Annotated in this window: 17 protein-coding genes; 2 read left to right on the top strand and 15 right to left on the bottom strand. The window is 66.5% G+C overall.

Going from position 1 to position 17,260, the window contains the following annotated elements; translation table 11 throughout:
• Positions 1-8 precede the first annotated feature (8 nt).
• From LFT44_RS19830 to LFT44_RS19795, 8 genes are all read right to left on the bottom strand, one after another.
• Complete coding sequence (locus LFT44_RS19830; RefSeq protein ID WP_236800223.1) at positions 9-1,523, bottom strand: amino acid permease; 1,515 nt, start codon at positions 1,521-1,523, stop codon at positions 9-11.
• A 22-nt stretch (positions 1,524-1,545) separates the two neighbouring features.
• Positions 1,546-2,976 carry an aspartate ammonia-lyase gene (locus LFT44_RS19825; RefSeq protein WP_236800222.1) on the bottom strand — a complete coding sequence of 477 codons (1,431 nt, stop codon included), beginning with the start codon at positions 2,974-2,976 and terminating at the stop codon, positions 1,546-1,548.
• 8 nt (positions 2,977-2,984) lie between these two features.
• Positions 2,985-4,067 carry an asparaginase gene (locus LFT44_RS19820; RefSeq protein WP_236800221.1) on the bottom strand — a complete coding sequence of 361 codons (1,083 nt, stop codon included), beginning with the start codon at positions 4,065-4,067 and terminating at the stop codon, positions 2,985-2,987.
• 30 nt (positions 4,068-4,097) lie between these two features.
• Positions 4,098-4,805 (bottom strand): FadR/GntR family transcriptional regulator, encoded by a 708-nt coding sequence (locus LFT44_RS19815; protein ID WP_236800220.1) that lies wholly within the window; start codon positions 4,803-4,805, stop codon positions 4,098-4,100.
• A gap of 42 nt (positions 4,806-4,847) precedes the next feature.
• A complete protein-coding gene (locus tag LFT44_RS19810; RefSeq protein ID WP_236800219.1) occupies positions 4,848-5,483 on the bottom strand; it encodes a DedA family protein in 636 nt (211 codons plus the stop codon).
• Positions 5,484-5,665: 182 nt separating this feature from the next.
• The gene (locus LFT44_RS19805) at positions 5,666-6,283 is read right to left on the bottom strand and encodes a uracil-DNA glycosylase (RefSeq protein ID WP_236800218.1); all 618 of its coding nucleotides are present in this window, start codon (positions 6,281-6,283) and stop codon (positions 5,666-5,668) included.
• Positions 6,284-6,385: 102 nt separating this feature from the next.
• Positions 6,386-7,267, bottom strand: coding sequence for a cytochrome c oxidase assembly protein (locus tag LFT44_RS19800; RefSeq protein ID WP_236800217.1), 882 nt, complete (start codon positions 7,265-7,267; stop codon positions 6,386-6,388).
• Positions 7,254-8,750 carry an HNH endonuclease gene (locus tag LFT44_RS19795; RefSeq protein WP_236800216.1) on the bottom strand — a complete coding sequence of 499 codons (1,497 nt, stop codon included), beginning with the start codon at positions 8,748-8,750 and terminating at the stop codon, positions 7,254-7,256. The genes LFT44_RS19800 and LFT44_RS19795 overlap by 14 nt, the downstream gene beginning before the upstream one ends.
• A 261-nt stretch (positions 8,751-9,011) precedes the next feature.
• On the opposite strand from LFT44_RS19795, the gene LFT44_RS19790 reads away from it, so the two are divergent.
• Positions 9,012-9,524, top strand: a complete 513-nt coding sequence (locus tag LFT44_RS19790; RefSeq protein WP_236800215.1) for a hypothetical protein — start codon at positions 9,012-9,014, stop codon at positions 9,522-9,524.
• A gap of 17 nt (positions 9,525-9,541) precedes the next feature.
• Here LFT44_RS19790 and LFT44_RS19785 read toward each other — a convergent pair whose 3' ends face one another.
• The 5 genes from LFT44_RS19785 to LFT44_RS19765 all read right to left on the bottom strand — a co-directional run bounded on the left by LFT44_RS19785 (position 9,542) and on the right by LFT44_RS19765 (position 13,721).
• Positions 9,542-9,925: an RNA-binding S4 domain-containing protein gene (locus tag LFT44_RS19785; protein WP_236800214.1), complete on the bottom strand. Its 384-nt coding sequence runs from the start codon at positions 9,923-9,925 to the stop codon at positions 9,542-9,544.
• 33 nt (positions 9,926-9,958) lie between these two features.
• Entirely contained in the window at positions 9,959-11,074 is a 1,116-nt protein-coding gene (locus LFT44_RS19780) for a sulfite oxidase (RefSeq protein WP_236800213.1), read from the bottom strand.
• Positions 11,075-11,165: 91 nt separating this feature from the next.
• Positions 11,166-11,963, bottom strand: coding sequence for an SDR family oxidoreductase (locus LFT44_RS19775; protein WP_442863700.1), 798 nt, complete (start codon positions 11,961-11,963; stop codon positions 11,166-11,168).
• 63 nt (positions 11,964-12,026) lie between these two features.
• The gene (locus LFT44_RS19770) at positions 12,027-13,031 is read right to left on the bottom strand and encodes an aldo/keto reductase family protein (protein ID WP_236800211.1); all 1,005 of its coding nucleotides are present in this window, start codon (positions 13,029-13,031) and stop codon (positions 12,027-12,029) included.
• Positions 13,032-13,070: 39 nt separating this feature from the next.
• Positions 13,071-13,721: a hypothetical protein gene (locus LFT44_RS19765; RefSeq protein ID WP_236800210.1), complete on the bottom strand. Its 651-nt coding sequence runs from the start codon at positions 13,719-13,721 to the stop codon at positions 13,071-13,073.
• A gap of 196 nt (positions 13,722-13,917) precedes the next feature.
• Here LFT44_RS19765 and LFT44_RS19760 point away from each other — a divergent pair, with 196 nt between their 5' ends.
• Complete coding sequence (locus LFT44_RS19760; protein ID WP_236800209.1) at positions 13,918-14,286, top strand: YchJ family protein; 369 nt, start codon at positions 13,918-13,920, stop codon at positions 14,284-14,286.
• Here the strand turns inward: LFT44_RS19760 and LFT44_RS19755 are convergent, their stop codons facing one another.
• Together LFT44_RS19755 and LFT44_RS19750 are read right to left on the bottom strand one after the other, a co-directional pair.
• A complete protein-coding gene (locus LFT44_RS19755; RefSeq protein WP_236800208.1) occupies positions 14,287-15,195 on the bottom strand; it encodes a TIGR04086 family membrane protein in 909 nt (302 codons plus the stop codon). It lies immediately after the preceding gene.
• A 64-nt stretch (positions 15,196-15,259) separates the two neighbouring features.
• The gene (locus tag LFT44_RS19750; protein ID WP_236800207.1) at positions 15,260-17,260 is read right to left on the bottom strand and encodes an acyl-CoA dehydrogenase family protein; all 2,001 of its coding nucleotides are present in this window, start codon (positions 17,258-17,260) and stop codon (positions 15,260-15,262) included.

Below are 17,260 nucleotides of genomic sequence, written 5' to 3'. Positions count from 1 at the left end.
AAGCGCGGTTACTTCTTGAAGGTGTCAGCCGGGGCGTTGGCGACCACGGGGGACATTCCCGTGAAGCCTTCGCGGGTTTCGGCGATCTCGCGGATGCGCGTGCGGCAGGCGTACCAGCCGATGACCATGAGGATGGAGGCGATCGCGGTGACGAGCATGGTGAGCGGTGAGTCGATGAAGACCATGATCAGGACGCCGACCAGGAAGAGCAGTGAAAGGTAGCCCGTGTAGGGGGCGCCGAACATCCGGAACGAGGGGCGTTCCACCCAGCCCTTGTCCGCCCAGCGTTTGAGCTGGATCTGGCAGAGCACGATGGTGGCCCAGGTCATGATGATGCCCACGGAGGCGATGTTCAGGACGATCTCGAAGGCTTCGGCGGGGACGAGGTAGTTCAGCGGCACGCCGAGAAGGGAGACGACGGCGGTGATGGCGATGCCGCCGTAGGGGACGCCGGCTTTGTTCATGCGGGAGGCGAACTTGGGGGCCGAGCCGTTGACGGACATCGAGCGCAGGATCCGGCCGGTGGAGTAGAGCCCTGCGTTCAGCGAGGACAGGGCGGCGGTGAGGACCACGAGGTTCATGATGACATCCACGCCCTGGACGCCGATGGAGCCGAAGAAGGTCACGAAGGGGCTGACGCCCTTTTGGTAGGACGTGAACGGCAGCAGCAGGGCCAGCAGGATTACGGAGCCGACGTAGAACACGGCGATGCGGAAGACCACGGAGTTGATGGCCTTGGGCATGATCTTTTCCGGGTTTTCGGTTTCGCCGGCGGCGGTGCCCACCAGTTCGATCGAGGCGTAGGCGAACAGGACGCCCTGCATGAGGATGATCATGGGCAGCAGGCCGTTGGGGAAGATCCCGCCGTTATCGGACAGCAGGTTGATGCCGACCTGTTGTCCGTCCACGGGGGTGCCGAAGATGACGAAGTAGGTGCCGATGATGAGGAAGGCGACCAGGGCGGCGACCTTGATCAGGGCGAACCAGAATTCCATTTCGCCGAAGACCTTCACGGAGACCAGGTTCAGGGCCAGGACCACGATCAGGGCGGTCAGTGCCCAGGCCCACTGGGGGACGTCGGCCATCCAGGGGATGTAGTTGCCGAAGAAGTGCATGTAGAGGGCGGCGGCGGTGATGTCCACGATGGTGGTGGTGGCCCAGTTGATCCAGTAGAACCAGCCGGAAACGAACGCGGCCTTTTCACCGAAGAATTCGCGGGCGTAGGAAACGAACGAACCCGACGAAGGGCGGTGCAGGACCAGTTCGCCCAGGGCGCGCAGGATCAGGAACGCGAAGAACCCGCACACCGCGTAGGCGATGACCAGGGACGGGCCTGCAGCGTTCAGCCGGCCGCCGGCGCCCAGAAACAGGCCGGTACCGATCGCACCGCCGATCGCGATCATCTGGATCTGCCGCGGCTTCAGGTTCTTGTGGTAACCCTTGTCCTCCGCGTGCAGGGAGGTCTCGGTGGCATGCGCGTGCCCACCATCGATCAGGTGGTCTGGAAGGGGGGTGTTTGTCATGGGGGTGTCCTTACAAGACGGATTACTTGCTGAGGTTGGCCAGGCGTTCGGGGCTGAGGAGTTCCTGGAGCTGGGCGTCGGTGAGGAGCCCGTGTTCCAGGACCAGTTCCGCCACGCCCTTGCCGGTGGCAAGTGCTTCCTGCGCGATGGCGGTTGCAGTGGCGTAGCCGAGGTGGGGATTCAATGCGGTGACCAGGCCGATGGACTGCTCCACGGTGCGGCGCAGGTGATCGGTGTTGGCGGTGATACCCCGGATGCAGCGGGCCGTAAGGGTGCGGCAGGCTGCTTCCAGGTGGGAAATGCTCTTGTGGAGGCTGTGGACAATGATCGGTTCGAAGGCGTTGAGCTGCAGTTGCCCGGCTTCGGCGGCCATGGTGATGGTGACGTCGTTGCCGATCACCTCGTAGGCCACCTGCGAGACCACTTCCGGGATGACCGGGTTGATCTTGCCGGGCATGATCGAGGACCCGGACTGCACCGCCGGCAGGTTGATCTCGCCGAAGCCGGCGCGCGGGCCTGAGGAGAGCAGACGGAGGTCGTTGCAGATTTTGGACAGCTTGACCGCCACCCGCTTGAGCACGCCGGACAGGTGCACGAAGGCGCCCACGTCCTGGGTGGCTTCAATCAGGTCGACGGCGGTCACCAGCGGGAGTCCGGTGATCTCGGCCAGATGACGGCAGGCTGTTGCGGCGTAACCGGCGGGGGCGTTCAGGCCGGTGCCGATGGCGGTAGCTCCGAGGTTGATCTCGTGGATCAGCAGCTCGGCCTCCGCCAGGCGCAGCCGGTCCTCACCGATGGTGATGGCGTAGGTTCCGAATTCCTGGCCCAGGGTCATGGGGACGGCGTCCTGCAGCTGGGTGCGGCCCATCTTCACCACGGTGCGGAACTCCATGGCCTTGGCGGCGCAGGCTTCCTCGAGTTCTTCGAGTGCCGCCAGCAGTTCCCGGCCGGCGAAGATGGTGCCCAGCTTGACGGCCGTGGGGTACACATCGTTGGTGGACTGGCTGAGGTTGACGTGGTCGTTAGGGTGCAGCCGCGCGTAGTCACCCTTGGGGTGGCCCAGGATTTCCAGGGCGCGGTTGGCGATGACCTCGTTGGCGTTCATGTTCGACGACGTCCCCGCACCGCCCTGCACAACGTCCACCACGAACTGGTCGGCAAGTTTGCCGTCCAGGACGTCCTGGCACGCCTGCCCGATGGCGTCGGCGCGTTCGGCGTCCAGCAGGCCGAGCTCACGGTTGGTGCGGGCGGCGGCCAGCTTCACCGCCGCAAGGCCGCGGACCAAGTGCATGTTGGATGACAGCTTCTGGCCGGTGATGGGGAAGTTTTCCACGGCGCGAAGCGTGTGCACGCCCCAGTACGCGTCGGCTGGGACGTCCCGGTCGCCGAGCAGGTCGTGCTCCGACCTGGCTGGGGCGGAGGTGGCTTCCGCCGCGGTTTCGGTGATGGTCATGGTTGTCCTCACAGGGCTTCGTTGTCGGGCGTGGACTGGTTGGTGTTCAGGAAAGCAGGGTTCAGGAAGTCGGTGGCCAGGAGCTGGCCCACAGGGTGGCCGCCGCCCAGGACAGGGGCCGTGGCGATCCCGGCAAGAGGCTCGGTATCCATTCCCAGCGCTTCCAGGAGGCTGACGGTGGCGGGCATCCGGGCGCGGTCGCCGCCGTCGGAAATCTTTACGGCGACGGCGCTGCCGTCGGGCAGGCCCACCAGCTGCACGCCTTCAAAGCCGTCCTTGGCTACGGCGCCGGGGACCAGGCGCATCAGGGCGGTGACATCGCGGCCTTCCCCGGCCACCATCTCCGGGTGCCGCTGCATGGCGAGCCCGACGGCGGCCGCCGGGCTGCCGTCGTCGTCGTTTCCGTCCAAGGAGGCCGCGGCCGCCCGGGCGATCCGGCCGAAGGCTCGGGCCATGCCGCCCAGCGTCAGGGCGAACAGCGGGGTGCCGCAGCCGTCGGTGCTTACAGCTGAGGGCTCCTCGCCGGTCAGGTCGAGGACCGTTTCCGCCACGAGCTGCTGCAGCGGGTGCGACGGGTCAAGGTACCCCCGCACGGGCCAGCCGTTGATCTTGCAGGTGGCCACCATGGCGGCGTGCTTGCCCGAGCAGTTCTGGGTGATCTGCGTGGCGCTGCCCCCGGTGCGGAGCCAGTCCTCGCGCTCCGCCGTGCCGTAGGGCAGGTCCGTGCTGTTTTCCAGGTCGGTCGGGGCCAGCCCGTGCAGTTCGAGGATGCGCAAAGCGCCGTCCCGGTGTGCAGCCGCACCGGAATGGCTGGCGGCGGCCAGGGCCAGGAGGTCGGCCGGGAGTTCAAGGCCGGCGCGGACCATGGCAACCGCCTGGAGGGGCTTGAGTGCGGAGCGCGGGTAGAAGGGGGCCAAGGGATCACCCGCAGTTGCCGCCACTGAACCGTCGGCACCCAGGGCGATTGCGGAGCCGTAGTGGACGCTCTCCACCAGGCCGTCGCGCACGGTGGCGACCAACGGGGTGTGCTGCGGCAGGGCCAACTCGGCCGGGGCAGCAGTATGGGCAGCAGAAAAGACGGGGGAGGGCATGGGGTCCTTGGAAGGGTCGGTTGAAGCTGGCTAGTTATTGAGGATGGAGTCGAGGGCCACGCCCACGGCGTCCAGATGGTGCGCCATCGCAGCGCGGGCCTTTTCCGCGGAGCCGGACTCGATCGCGGCAAGGATTTGCTGGTGCTCAATGTCGGAGGCGTGCTGGCGGTCCGCCACCATGTTCAGTGTCTCGGACTGGTGCGCCAAGGCATCCCGGATGTCTGCCACGACGCTGGCAAACACTTTGTTGCCGCTGGCGCGGGCGATGGTGGCGTGGAAGCTGGAGTCCAGGGCCACCCAGGACTCCGGATCGGTTTCCACGGCCATGGCGGCGACGATCCCCCGCAGGATTTCCAGTTCCTCCGCAGTGCGCCGTTCAGCCGCCAGTCCAGCGGCCGGGACTTCGATGTGCGGGCGTGCTTCCGTCAGGTCGCGTGCCGAGTACTGCCCCAGGGTGAGGTCATTGGCCACCTTGCTGGCGACGACGAACGTGCCCTTGCCGGTCCTGGTTACCGTCAGCCCCAGGGCGGTGCAGGATCGGAGGGCTTCCCGAATCACCGAGCGGCTGACTCCATACACCTGTGCGAGGGTGGCTTCCGAGCTCAGTTTGCTCCCCACCGGAAGCGCGCCGGACTCGATGTCCTGGCGGATGGTGTTGAACACCGCCTCGGCAGCGCTCAGCCGGGCAAGGGGGCGGACTACAGGCTGTCCTGCTGTCCGGCTGTCTGACAGGTTCACGCCTTAAATATGGCACTGGTCACAGTGGGTGTCAAACTCTCCCTAGTCCTGCCGCTGGTTCGCTGCGCGCCGCCGCTGCTGCCGCCGTCGTGAGCGAAAGTGCCAGGCGATGAGCCCTGCCACCGCAACTGCGGCGATGACGACGGCGAGGTCCCGGCCCACTGCCTGGGCTACGGCCTCGTAGGAGTTGCCTGCGAGGAAGCCCAGCAGGACGAAGCCGATGCCCCAGACAATGCCGCCGGCAGCGTTGTAGGCGAGGAACCGGCCGTAGGGCATCCGGGATGTACCGGCCAGGGCGGGCATGACGGCGCGCAGGAAAGCGGTGAAGCGGCCCAGGAACACGGCGGAACCGCCCTTGCGCCGGAGGAATTCCTGCGCGTTTTCCAGCTTGCGGGAGTGCCGTGCCAGCACTTTTGTCTTCACGAGCCGGGCTCCCAGGTGCTTGCCGACTTCATAGCCCACGCTGTCGCCGATGATGGCGGCGAACACCACCAGGGCCATCATGATGCCCAGCTGCACCTCGCCCCGGCTGGCCACCACACCGCCCAGGACGGCTGCCGTCTCACCTGGGATCACGAAACCGACGAATATGGCGTCTTCGGCGAAGACCAGGCAGAAGACGGCTATGTACGCCACGATCGGGCTGACGTTCAGGAGTCCGTCGATGAAGCCCGTCATGGAACCAACTTTAAGCCCGCGGAGCGGGGACGGGGCCGGGCTTCACCAGGAATCTCCCGGCTGGGGATGCTGCCCCGGTTGGGCGCTTTGCGGAGGACGTCAAGGTTCAGCCTGGTTCTTTCGCCGGTCAGGTGTACCTACGAGTATGCGCAGGTGCGGCTGAAAGAAAGCTGTGGTATCCGTTAGAGGTGCTGGATTCCGGCCCGCTGCATCGCGTCCCGGTAGGTCTCCACGTTCTTGGCCAGGAGCTCTTCCTGCTTGGCCTCGGAAACAGCAAAGGCCCTGCCGCCAAGGGCAGTGGCCTTGTAGATTTTGATGCCGTTGTTCTTCAGCGACGAGTGGTAGGTCTTCTCGAACAGGGTCAGGAACGTGGATGCATCCGTACCGTGGGCGATGATGGCCGAAACGCGGGAGTTGATCTTGAGGAACTGCCGGAATGGGCGGAGGCCGTCGGTCTTCTCCTGGACGCTAAGGGCCGACGGGCTGCCGCTCTCGCGCACCCAGGGATAGGCGTTCCAGGGCATGACGTAGCGGGGGTCCAGTTCTGCGAGCTCATAGATTTGGGTCGCACGGCGGGCCGCTTCGTCATCGTTGTAATGGGAGACAAATCCCGATTCCGTCCCCTTGCCGGGGCTGGCCTGGAGGCTGATGATCCTGCATTCATCTTCGTCGTGGACGGGGTCGATGTAGGGGACGGTGGAACCCGGCTTCTTTTCCATCAGTTCATCGCACAGTTGGGTGACCTGCGCGATATTCGGTTCCTGCAGCAGGGCCTTTTTTTCGTCCCAATCAATCGTCACGATTTCTCCTTGGCAGCGAGGCGTCCAGAATCAGGCGTCCTATGTCACTCTACGCTTCCCCGGGGAGGGGTGGGCACACCGAATTTTTTGGAGCAGGCCAACCTAGTGCGGGCCGCGCAGGTGCTGCTTGTGCAGTTCGCTGAGCTGCTCATCGGTCAGCTCGTCAAAGACGCCCGCTTCACGCTTGTCGCTTCGTGAGAAGCGAACGAACATAAGGATGATCAAGGGGAGGTCCAACACTTCACAGATGAACCACAGCAGATTTCCCGCAAACTGCTGGTCCTGGAACGCGTCCCTGAACCACCACTGCGGGCTGGGGACTGACATCACATGGTCAAGCACCTGGCCGTTGAGGCTAAGCAGGATTCCGGGGATCGCATCGATCAACAGTTCGATGAACACGAACATGAATTCCAGGGTCAAGTAGGCGCTGGACCGCTGGAAGTCGGACTCCTCGATGATGGGCAGCGCCATCAGCATGCCAAGCAGAGGTACACCGAGGGTGAGGAGTCCGCCGGCCACGGGATCTGTCCGGAGCGTGTAGAAAGCTGGTGTCAGGAATGTGGAAAAGAGCGCCAGCCCCAGCAGTGGCGCGCCGAAAGAGTTGCTGACGAACCTAACAGGCCGGCTGGCCAGGACCGTGTTTAGGGTGTCTATGCCCTTGGCGGGCAACGCTGTCCTGGCCAGGGTGAGTGGCTTTCCCAGCCCGATAAACAGTGGAACAACAAAGAGCAGCATGGAGATCTTGATGGTGAACGCCCACCGCTGCTGCGCGCCGTACACGCCGGTGAACCCACAGGTCAGGACAACAAAAGCGCCCAGGCCCAGGACGTAGAACGCAACGGCCCGCCACACGGGCCAGCCCTGGCCACGGCGGGCGGCTGAGCGCATTCCCCACCCGTATAAGACAGCGGCCACGACGACGAAGGCGGCGGCGGCCCAGTCGAGTTGCCAGGAGGACATCAGGATCTCAAGGGGTGGCACGCGCCAAGGATAGCCGCCGTTCCTGAGAGCTGCATGACCGAGTGCCTCCCCGGGGCTGCGCTCCCGCCGGCGGGGTTCCGGGGAGTGGTGGTGCGGTGGAGTGGTAGGTGTGGCCTGTTGGAGTGGAGGTTGCCACGGTGTGGCGTGCACCCGGGACGGGTTTGGCGGTCCAGCCAGGTGTTTCCTTGGCGTGGTTGCAGGCTTCGCAGAGTCCCTGGCCGTTGCCGACGGTGGTGGGGCCGCCGCTGTGCCAAGGCCTGATGTGGTCGTGGTGCCTGATCGGGGCGTCGCAGTACGGGGTCCGGCACGTATCGTCCCGGATCTGGAGGAAGCGTTTGAGCCCTGCCGGGAACAGCCGGGCTTTGGAGTCCATCGCCACCAGTTCCCCGCTGCCGGGGGCGGTGTAGAGCCGGCGGATCCAGAGATTCAGGTGATGACGGCCGGACGCGTCCACGGTGGCGTCACCAGCGACTTCAGGGGTGGCCGCGGCATCCGTGGCGGTGTCCGCGGCGGCATCGCCAGCGTCAACGGCGGTGGTCCCGGCCGCGGTGCCGTGTCCGTCAGTATCGGCAGTGGCCGGAGAACCAAGGTTGCCGGGGCCGGGGACTGTTACCGGTGTTCCCGGGGCTGGTTCGCCGGTGAGGGCGATGGTCCGGGCCCATGCCGCGGGGATAGTGCCGTACCCGGGGAGCCGTGCGGGTTCGGGGTCGGCTTGGAGGAGGGTGTGGTCGGTCATGACGAGCTGGACCTCCACGCCGCTGATCCCGCCAGGGATCCCGGTGATCCTCTCGACGAGGGTGTCTGCCATGACCTGTCCCCGCGACCTCTCATCCCCGGCCGAACGCAGCGTGTCGGCATCCCGGTTCAGTGCCGCGTAGGCGGCTACCCCCTGTGAGACGGGGAGCAGGGCGGTCAGGTACGTCATGGTGTCCGGGGCCGGGCGCAGGCTCACGCTGCGTTCCGTGACCGCGTGTGCAGCACGCCTCGCGACCGAGGCCGGATCCCGCCGGCAGGCAGCGGCGCGGACGGCGGCGATGATGGCCTTGTCGCCCATGCCATCCAGGGCGCCGGTGTCGGCGGCGAGTTCCTCATCCACCCCGGCCCGGTCCTCGGGGGAGAGGCAAATGGTTTCCTTTACGACCAGCGTGGCCCGCCACTCATTCAACAAACCACTTTGAAACGCAGCGGAGGTGTGCGGCATGCCGGTGAGCGTTTTGGCCATTCCCAGCAGCCGGGAACCCTTCGCCGGGGACTCCCGCCGGGCCAGCGCGATCCGCGCCGCCACCCCGGCACCCTGCTCACCGGCCGGTACCCCGGCGGCAGCCTGCTCCCGGCGCTGCTGACGATCAAACGCCACAGCAACCTCGGCCTGCCGCGCACCCGCCAGGCACTTCAGGTCTTCCAACCCGCGCAGCTGGTCAATCATGCCCGCACCATCAGCAGGGACCGGGACGCTGGCCAGCAGGCTCAGGACATCACCCATGGAAGGGGCGGCGGGTTGAACAGCAGGCGGGAACCGACGCGCATCAGCAGCGGAAGATACTGCTGCAGACAACGGAGGTGATGACTCCGGCAGACCAGCAGCAAACAGCCCCCGAGGCTCTGCCTCCAGTACTCCCGCCGTCCCCACAACCGCCTCCATAACCAAAGTCTTCCACCAGGGTGTGACATCGACAGCCACCCAAAACCCCTATGTGGAAAACGCAAAGTCAGCGGTGGTCCCAGGCCTGCTGTTCAATGGACTATGCAGTTCACCAGGAAAGGCCTGAAGGCCGAAGGTTTCGCCGGCTTCCGGCCGATCCGGGACCTCGAGACCATGCGGATCCCACAGGGAACAGGCCTCTTCGCCGTGATTGCCCCGGACGGCTTCCAGCCCCGCCTGCTCACGAAAAGCAACGCAGGCGTCTTTAAGAAGAAGGACCCGTCCCTCCCCGCGGCCGCGTTAGCCGCCGAGTGGGTGGACGCCGCCGTTGTTCTATACGTGGGAAGGGCCGGCCCCGGAAGCAAAAGTAACCGCGGACTTCGGCGCCAGATTCAGGAATTCGTTGACTTTGGGCAAGGGAAGCCGCCCGGCCACTGGGATGGGCGGCTTATTTGGCAACTCGCCGACGCCGGGTCACTGGCCATTGCGTGGAAGGAACTTCCGGCGGACCAGCTGAACCGCGCAGAAGCGGGTTACCACGCTGCTTTTGTGGAGGAATTCGGCCGTTTACCGTTCGCTAACCTCGTACAGGCACGCACCAAGGCAGGCGCCTGACGTCGCCAGCACGTCTTTCACGCAGGCCCGCGAAGCCGCTCCATCTCCCGGCGGTCCTTCTTGGTGGGCCGGCCGGCGCCCCGGTCCCGCTGCGGAAGTCCAAGTGCCGGCAGGACGGGCCGAGGGGGAGTGTGGTCGGTAAAGCAGTGGGAGGCGGCCTCGGCCCCCACGCGTTTGGCGATGAGCCGCCGCACCTCGAGGATGCGTTCGTATCCGGGCATACGGACCGTGACCGTATCGCCGGTTACCAGGGTGGCCGATGCCTTGGACGGGTTGCCGTTGAGGCGGACATGCCCGGCGCGGCAGGCTGCGGTGGCGGCAGAACGCGTCTTATAGGCGCGGACGGCCCACAGCCAGGCATCGATGCGGACGCTGGCGGGGGAGGAAGGGAGGCTGGTCATGATTGGCACCGAGTATAGCCCCGGCCCGCAACTTCACTCCACCGTCACGTGCACCCGCTGCACCACATTGTTGCCCATCCCTTGCAGGTTCCAGTTCTGCTCCAGCGGCTGGCTGGCACCTGTGATGTCCGTTGCGCGGCAGGAAAGGACATGCTCGCCGGGGTTGGCGACCCAGGGCAGGCTCCACCTCCGCCACGCGTAGCCACCCGCCGGCTTGTCCAAATGGGCGGGCAGCCAAGTGCCATCGATTCCGACGTCGACGGCGGTCACGGCACCTTCCCCCGACCACGCCCTGCCCACCAGCAGGACTGGACCCGCGCGGAGGAACCGCTGCCGGGTGAAGAAGTCCGGCACGCCCGGCGGGACCATCAGCGCACGCACCCTGATCCGCGAAACCGGCGTGCCGGCGTCGTCCGCGGAGTCCTGGTAGCGGTACGCGACCTTCTGCTGGAAGCCGGCGAAGGGCGTCTTTACCACCTCGATGGACTCCAGCCACTTCACGCTGGCCATCCCGTACCAGCCCGGGACCACCAGCCGCAGGGGGTAGCCGTGCTGCGGCGGCAGGTCGGTGCCGTTCATTTGGTAGGCGAGGACGACGTCGGGACGCAGCGCCTCGCGGATCGGCAGGCTTCGTGCGTAGCGCTGGGGGACGCCGCCCTGTACCCCGGCGTCGGCCCCGGTGAAGACCACCTCTACCGCGTCCGGGAGCACCCCCGCTTTGCCAAGGAGGTAGGCAAGCGGAATGCCGGTCCAGTGCGCCGTACCCACCGCCTCCAGGACCCATGGCTGGCTCAGCGGCCGCGGCTCAAGCAGCGACCGGCCGTTCCCCGCGCACTCGAGCGTCACGGGAACGGTGATGGCCGGGTCCCTGCGGAGCGCTGCCATGCTGAGTTCCAGGGCCCGTTCCACTGCCCCGCTGATCCGCAGATGCCAGGACGAACCGTCGAGGTCCGGGATGTCGAAGTGCGTCAGCACGTAGTGGAGCCCGGGCGGGGTGACGTCGCGGCGGAGTGCCTCCAGCGGCATGGAATGGTTCCGTGCGGCGAGCTGCAGTTCCTCCCGGGTGAGCGGACCGGACGTGGGCTGCGCGGCGGTGGCAGGAGCCGGCGCCGGCCCCTGCCGGGTTGACTGCTGATTGCCGTATTTCATGGCGGTGCGATTCTGCTTGGCGGACTGACAACGCCCCCGGCACCAACAGGTCTACGCCGGGCCACCACGCCCGTCAACGGGTTTGAGCCGGCTAAAGCACCGGCCGGGTCAGGAACTCCGCAAGCGTGATGGGGTCCTGCCCGGTGAGGCCGTGGACGTCAGGCGAAAGCCCTGCCATCTCGCCCGCTGCCATGGCCGTGTAGGTGCTGACCCAGGCGTCCAGCTGCCACTGCGGAGCGCCGTAGGAGGCCCGGGACGCGTAGGCTTCCTCCACCGTCTCCGGCTGGTAGCGCACGGTCCGCCCGGTCCCTGCGCTCAGTATCTCAGCGGCCTGCGCCATGGACAGTTCCTCCGGGCCGGTCAGGTTGTACGTCATGCCCTTGTGGATGGCGGGATCGCGCAGCACCGCGTGGGCGGAGCGGGCAATGTCCTCCCGCGCCACCCCAGAAAACACGCCGTCACCGGCAGGTCCGCGGATCACGCCGTCGTCCCCGGTCATCAGCGGCAGGAAGTCCAGGTAGAAGTTGTCGCGCAGGAAGGTGTAGGCCATCCCGGACGCCTTGATCCGCTCCTCCGTGGCGTAATGGTCCCTGGCCAGGGTGAAGATGGCATCCGGCGCGGCCCCATAAAAGGACGTGTACACCACGTGCTCCACCCCGGCATCCGCGGCGGCGTCCACGAATGCATAGTGCTGCTGCAGCCTGTCCTCGGCCTCCGCGGCGGACACCATGAACAGGACTTTCGCCCCCTCAAGGGCGTGCCGGGAGGCGGCGCCGTCCCCGTAGGAACACACCACCGCGTGCGCGCCGTCCAGCTGCGGGGCCCGCGCGGCGTCGCGCACCAGCAGGCGCTGGGCGAAACCGGACGCGGCAAGCTGCCGAGCCACCATTCCGCCCAAGCCTCCGGTGGAGCCGGTGACCGCGAGGTCCGGCAGTTCCGACGGGGACGCCACTTACGCTTCCCGGGTGGCCGGCGACTTGGTCTGTGCCGGGTCCCGTTCGGCGAGGCCGCCAATGGCGTCGTCGATCCGCTTGAGGACCTCCGCCTCCAGCTTCACGCCGGCGGCGCCTACGCTGTCGGCAATCTGTTCGGGCCGGGATGCACCCACAATGGCGGATGCGACGTTGGGGTTCTGCAGCACCCACGCCACGGCCAGCTGAGGCATGGACAGCCCTGCCTCCTGGGCAATCGGCTTCAGTTCCTGCACGCCGGCCAGGACGTCGTCGCGCATCCAGCGCTGGATCATCTTGGCGCCACCCTTTTCATCCGTGGCGCGGCTGCCTTCGGGAGCGGGTTGGCCGGGCAGGTACTTGCCGCTGAGGACACCCTGCGCCATGGGGGACCAGACAATCTGGGACACGCCCAGCTCTTCCGACGCCGGGACCACCTCGGCTTCGATCACGCGCCACAGCATGGAGTACTGCGGCTGGTTGGAGATGAGCTGGAAGCCCAGTTCCTTGGACAGCTTGCGGCCCTCTCGGAGCTGCTCCGCGGTCCACTCGCTCACGCCGATGTACAGTGCCTTGCCCTGCCGGACGATGTCCGCGAACGCCTGCATGGTCTCTTCCAGCGGCGTTTCGAAGTCGTAGCGATGTGCCTGGTAAAGGTCCACGTAGTCGGTCTGCAGCCTGCGCAGGGACCCGTTGATGGATTCCATGATGTGTTTGCGGGACAGGCCAAGATCGTTCTTGCCCTTGGGGCCCGTGGGGCCGAAGACTTTGGTGAAGATTTCCAGGGACTCGCGGCGCTCATCCTTCAGGGCCTGGCCCAGGACGGTCTCCGCGGCCGTGTTCGCGTAGACGTCCGCTGTATCGAAGGTGCTGATGCCGGCATCGAGGGCGGCGCGCACGCACTGGATGGCGACATCGTTCTCCACCTGCGAGCCGTGCGTCAGCCAGTTGCCGAACGTGATTTCCGAGACTTTGAAGCCGCTGTTTCCGAGGTATCTGAATTCCATGTGTTCACGCTAACGCAGATGGTTGCTCAGGGTAAGGGCTTAGCCGTTCTCCTTGGCCTGTTCCTTGAGCACCTGCTGCGGGCCGGCGAGCGACACGAGGGACCCGGTATCCAGCGGCGGCACCGGGTGCAGCGGCTGCGGTTTCTTGAATGACCGCGGCATTTCATGCGGCGGTCGGTGGTTGTGCAGGGCGGACTCCACCAGCGGGGCCACTTCGGAGACCTTGTCCGCAGGTACGGCCGGGTCCGGAAGATCCCGGACCGACAGCTTGATTTCGGGCCGTTCCGCACGTGCCCTGGCTTGGGCGCGCTTATCCGCCTCGGCAACGGCGGAGGCCCAGTCTTCAGCGAGGACCGCGGGTTCAGGGCGTGCGGCGGCAAGCTTGGGATGGCGTACGACGGCGGTGCGGAGCGACTCCTTCACCCGGTCCGGCTTCAGCGCGGCGGCCCGTTCCCGGAGCGGCTTGCGGGGCTGAGTGCGGCCGGTTTCCCCGTTGGCGAAACGCCCTTCGCCGGTCCTGCCCGGAACGCGGCCGAACAGGGCCATCAGCACGAGGGCGGCCAGCCGGCCAAGGCCCGCGAGAACCAGGGTGATGACCCCCAGCAGGAAGAGGACTCCGAACATCATCAGGGCCACGCCCACAGTGCCAAGGAAGGTCAGGTTGAGGACGAGAGTGTCCGGGTGGTCCACGTCATCTCTCCTCTCTGCCTGCATCCTGGGCCTGCGTCCGGGCAACAAATGCCGGACCCGCAAGCTCCTTCTCCACCATACGGATTTTTGGCCGGACGTGCCGCCGTCCACAGCATCATGGCCGGGGTTGTAGCGAACCTGTTACCGGATGTGACAGCATCGCCGGGTGACCGACCCAATTGATTCCTTAAACTGCATGTGTCTGTCCGGGGAGCCGTACAACGAGTGCTGCGGCCGGTTCCATTCGGGCCGCGCCCAAGCGGCAACCGCGGAGCAGCTGATGCGGTCACGGTACAGCGCATTTGTCCGGCTGGATGAGGATTACCTGCTGCGCACCCACCATCCCTCCACTGCGTCGGCGAGCCTTGACCTGGATCCGGCCATGGAGTGGCGCCGCCTGGACATCGTGGCCACCGGCAAGGGAGGCCCATTCGATACCGAGGGCACTGTGGAGTTCAAGGCGTATTACCGGCACGGCAAGGAACGGGGCGTCCTGCACGAGAACAGCAGGTTCGTCCGCGAGGGCGGCCGGTGGTTCTACGTGGACGGCGACATCCTCGCCTGACTACTCTTCGTCGTCGTAAAACTCGCTGTCCGGGGTGAAGCCGGCGCGGTCAACCTTGCGGTGGAAGCGCATGCCGGCCAGGCCGCCGAGGATGGCCCCGATGAGGGCCACCGCTGCCACCACGACCGCGGCGATGATGCTGGTGGTGGTGAGCTGTCCTTCGTTGATGGGGATGCGGGGGAAGCTGTTCAGGTTGGCCAAAACGTTGAACTGCTGCCCTGCCACCAGCCCCAGGATCGCTACTACGATGGCCGCGATCAACGCCCACACCCACACCATGAGCCCCTGCTTGGCGCCGTTAAAGCGCGCCATCCGGCCGGCAACGTAGCCGCCGCTGTAGTAGGAAAGGAACAGGATCACCAGGAGGACGATGATGCCCACCAGTCCAACCGTGCCGCTGTTCTGCGCGGCCTGGTTCACCGCCTGGTTGACGTCCGTGTTGTTGGCGAGCCCCACCGCGGTCCCGGCGGCGGCCACAAGCGCAGTCAGCAGCACAGCCATGCCGGTGGCGGTCAGCCAGCCAAAGAACGCCGAACCCACCTTGATGCCGCCGAACCGCTCCCTCTGGCGGGCGACGGCCGTTTCCCTGTCCGCGAGGCCGGCGTCCACCACGGGGGTGGCAGTGGTGGGGGCGGGCTGGTACTCGCGCTCCGCCTTGGGCGGGGTCGCGTCGTAGCCGCGTTCGGCGCTGAGGTCCCTGGCGCGCTCCCGGTCAGAGAGGCGCTCCCGGTCCACTGAACGGGCAGTTGCCCCGTCCCGGGCCGGTGCTCCTTCCCGGGCAGGCGCCTGGTCAAACGAGCGCGTGGCCGTGTCGTCCGCGGCTGCATCGCGGTAGCTTCCGCTGCGGGTGGTTTCGTCCTCCCGGGCGCGGCGGGGAGGCAGGTTCTCTGGGTCCGTTGAGCTGCTCATGCCTCAACTCAACCACCCGCCCCACCTGATAGCAAGCGTGCTTACTATTTTGTGACCTGCGGTTTTACCGGTATTTCCGGTGCAGGTCCTGCTTTTTTGACGGGCCCGGCGACGCGTCGGCAATCCACGGGCCGGTGCCTTCCGACTGGTCCAGGACTCCCGCCTCAAGCCAGGTGTAGTCGCCGGCCAGGACCTTGCGCGTCAGCTCCCGGTCGGCGTCGTCCGTGTTCCGCCACAGCTGGTCGAAGTACTCGTCAACGCGCACCTTGGCCTGCTCGCAGTAGGCGTCGGCCAGCTCATAGGCGCCGGCGGCCTTGTCAGGGGAGGTCTTGAGGAGCATCTCGGCGCGGGAACAGCAGGCTGTCATGGCGAAGAGTTCAGCGCCGATGTCCACCACGCGGCCCAGGAATGCCTGCTTCCGCTCCAGCTTGGCCTGCCACCGCCCCATGCCGTAGAAGGTTTGCCGCGCCAGCCGCCGCGACGAGCGTTCCACGAAGCGGAGGTGCTTGGCCAGCCTGCCGAACTCGCTGTAGGAGCGGGGGTCCATGCCGGCGCCGGCCACCAGCTTGGGCAGCCATTTGGCATAGAAGCTGGAAGCCCCGACGGCGGCCTTCGCTTTGTCGGCAAGGCTCGCATCCAGGGACGCAAGGTCGCCCGCGGCCGCCAGGTGCGCATCCACCGCTTCCCGGGCGATCAGCAGCCGCATGATTTCGGAAGAGCCTTCGAAGATCCTGTTGATACGCAGGTCCCGCAACTGCTGCTCGGCCGGCACCGCACGTTCGCCGCGCGCAGCGAGCGACTCCGCGGTCTCAAAGCCCCGCCCGCCACGGATCTGGACCAGCTCATCCGCGATGGTGCAGCTGATCTCCGTGGCCCACAGCTTTGCAAGCGCCGCTTCGATCCGCACGTCCTTCTGTCCGGCATCCGCGAGCTCGGCCGAGAGTTCAAAGACCGCGTCCAGGGCAAAGGCCGAGGCCGCGATGAAAGCGATCTTCTTGCCTACGGCTTCGTGTTCGCCCACGGGCCGGCCCCACTGCGTGCGGGCGTTGGACCATTCGCGGGCAATCTTCAGGCTCCACCGCCCGGAGGCCACACAGAGGGCGGGCAGCGCCAGACGGCCGGTATTAAGCGTAGTGAGCGCGATCTTCAGGCCCTGCCCTTCGCGGCCCAGTCGATTGGTGGCCGGCACCCGCACCTGGTGGAAGCGGGTCACCCCGTTCTCGATGCCGCGCAGGCCCATGAACGCGTTGCGGTTTTCCACCGTGATGCCCGGCGAGTCCATTTCCACTACGAACGCGCTGATGCCGCCCTTGTGCCTGGTGCCGTCCGGGTCGGTGTGCGCCGGCACCACCGCCATCACCACCACCAGTTCGGCGATCACCCCGTTGGTGGTCCAAAGTTTCACGCCGTCCAAAAGGTACGCGTCGCCGTCGTCCGTTGGCGTTGCGGTGCTGCCCAGGCGGGCGGGATCGCTGCCCACGTCCGGTTCGGTGAGGAGGAACGCGGTGACGGCGCCGGCGGCACAGCGCGGCAGGTACTCGCGCTTCTGTTCCGGCGTGCCAAAGACTTTTACCGGCTCCGGCACGCCAATGGACTGGTGGGCCGAGATGAGGGCGCCCAGACTGGGGTGCACGCTGCCCAGCAGGGCAAGGGCGCGGCCATAGTAGACCAGCGAGAGCCCAAGCCCGCCGTATTCCTCCGGGATCTTCATGCCAAAGACGCCCAGATCCGCCAGGCCCTTGATGTAATCGTCGGGAATCTTCGCTTCCCGCTCAATAACGCGGCCGGACATGGTTTTGGCGAACTCCGTCAGGCGGGCCATAAAAGCCTCGCCCCGTTCCACGGACGCAGGGTCCGCGGCGGGCCAGGGATGGACCAGATCCAGGTCGAAGCTGCCAAGGTAGAGGCCCTTGGCGAAGCTTGGACGGTCCCAGCCGGATTCACGGGCGGCTTCGGCGACGGCCCGTGCATCTTCAGCGGTGGCCCCGGCGCCGATCTTGCCGGCCGGGACGGGTGTCTCATCAGCCGGGGCGTCCTTGGCCTGGCTGTCAGTGGCGGAGGTCAT

It is taken from the genome of Arthrobacter sp. FW306-05-C (genome assembly GCF_021801725.1).
Taxonomy (GTDB): Bacteria; Actinomycetota; Actinomycetes; order Actinomycetales; family Micrococcaceae; genus Arthrobacter.
Note: the sequence above shows the minus strand (reverse complement) of the source record. Positions and strands in the feature narration are given on the sequence as shown.

Coding starts and splice junctions, on each gene's coding strand:
- LFT44_RS19830 (WP_236800223.1), bottom strand. CDS start 1,523: ATGACAAACACCCCCCTTCCAGACCACCTGATCGATGGTGGGCACGCG.
- LFT44_RS19825 (WP_236800222.1), bottom strand. CDS start 2,976: ATGACCATCACCGAAACCGCGGCGGAAGCCACCTCCGCCCCAGCCAGG.
- LFT44_RS19820 (WP_236800221.1), bottom strand. CDS start 4,067: ATGCCCTCCCCCGTCTTTTCTGCTGCCCATACTGCTGCCCCGGCCGAG.
- LFT44_RS19810 (WP_236800219.1), bottom strand. CDS start 5,483: ATGACGGGCTTCATCGACGGACTCCTGAACGTCAGCCCGATCGTGGCG.
- LFT44_RS19795 (WP_236800216.1), bottom strand. CDS start 8,750: ATGGGTGATGTCCTGAGCCTGCTGGCCAGCGTCCCGGTCCCTGCTGAT.
- LFT44_RS19790 (WP_236800215.1), top strand. CDS start 9,012: ATGCAGTTCACCAGGAAAGGCCTGAAGGCCGAAGGTTTCGCCGGCTTC.
- LFT44_RS19785 (WP_236800214.1), bottom strand. CDS start 9,925: ATGACCAGCCTCCCTTCCTCCCCCGCCAGCGTCCGCATCGATGCCTGG.
- LFT44_RS19780 (WP_236800213.1), bottom strand. CDS start 11,074: ATGAAATACGGCAATCAGCAGTCAACCCGGCAGGGGCCGGCGCCGGCT.
- LFT44_RS19775 (WP_442863700.1), bottom strand. CDS start 11,963: ATGGTGGCTCGGCAGCTTGCCGCGTCCGGTTTCGCCCAGCGCCTGCTG.
- LFT44_RS19770 (WP_236800211.1), bottom strand. CDS start 13,031: ATGGAATTCAGATACCTCGGAAACAGCGGCTTCAAAGTCTCGGAAATC.
- LFT44_RS19760 (WP_236800209.1), top strand. CDS start 13,918: ATGTGTCTGTCCGGGGAGCCGTACAACGAGTGCTGCGGCCGGTTCCAT.
- LFT44_RS19755 (WP_236800208.1), bottom strand. CDS start 15,195: ATGAGCAGCTCAACGGACCCAGAGAACCTGCCTCCCCGCCGCGCCCGG.
- LFT44_RS19750 (WP_236800207.1), bottom strand. CDS start 17,260: ATGACCTCCGCCACTGACAGCCAGGCCAAGGACGCCCCGGCTGATGAG.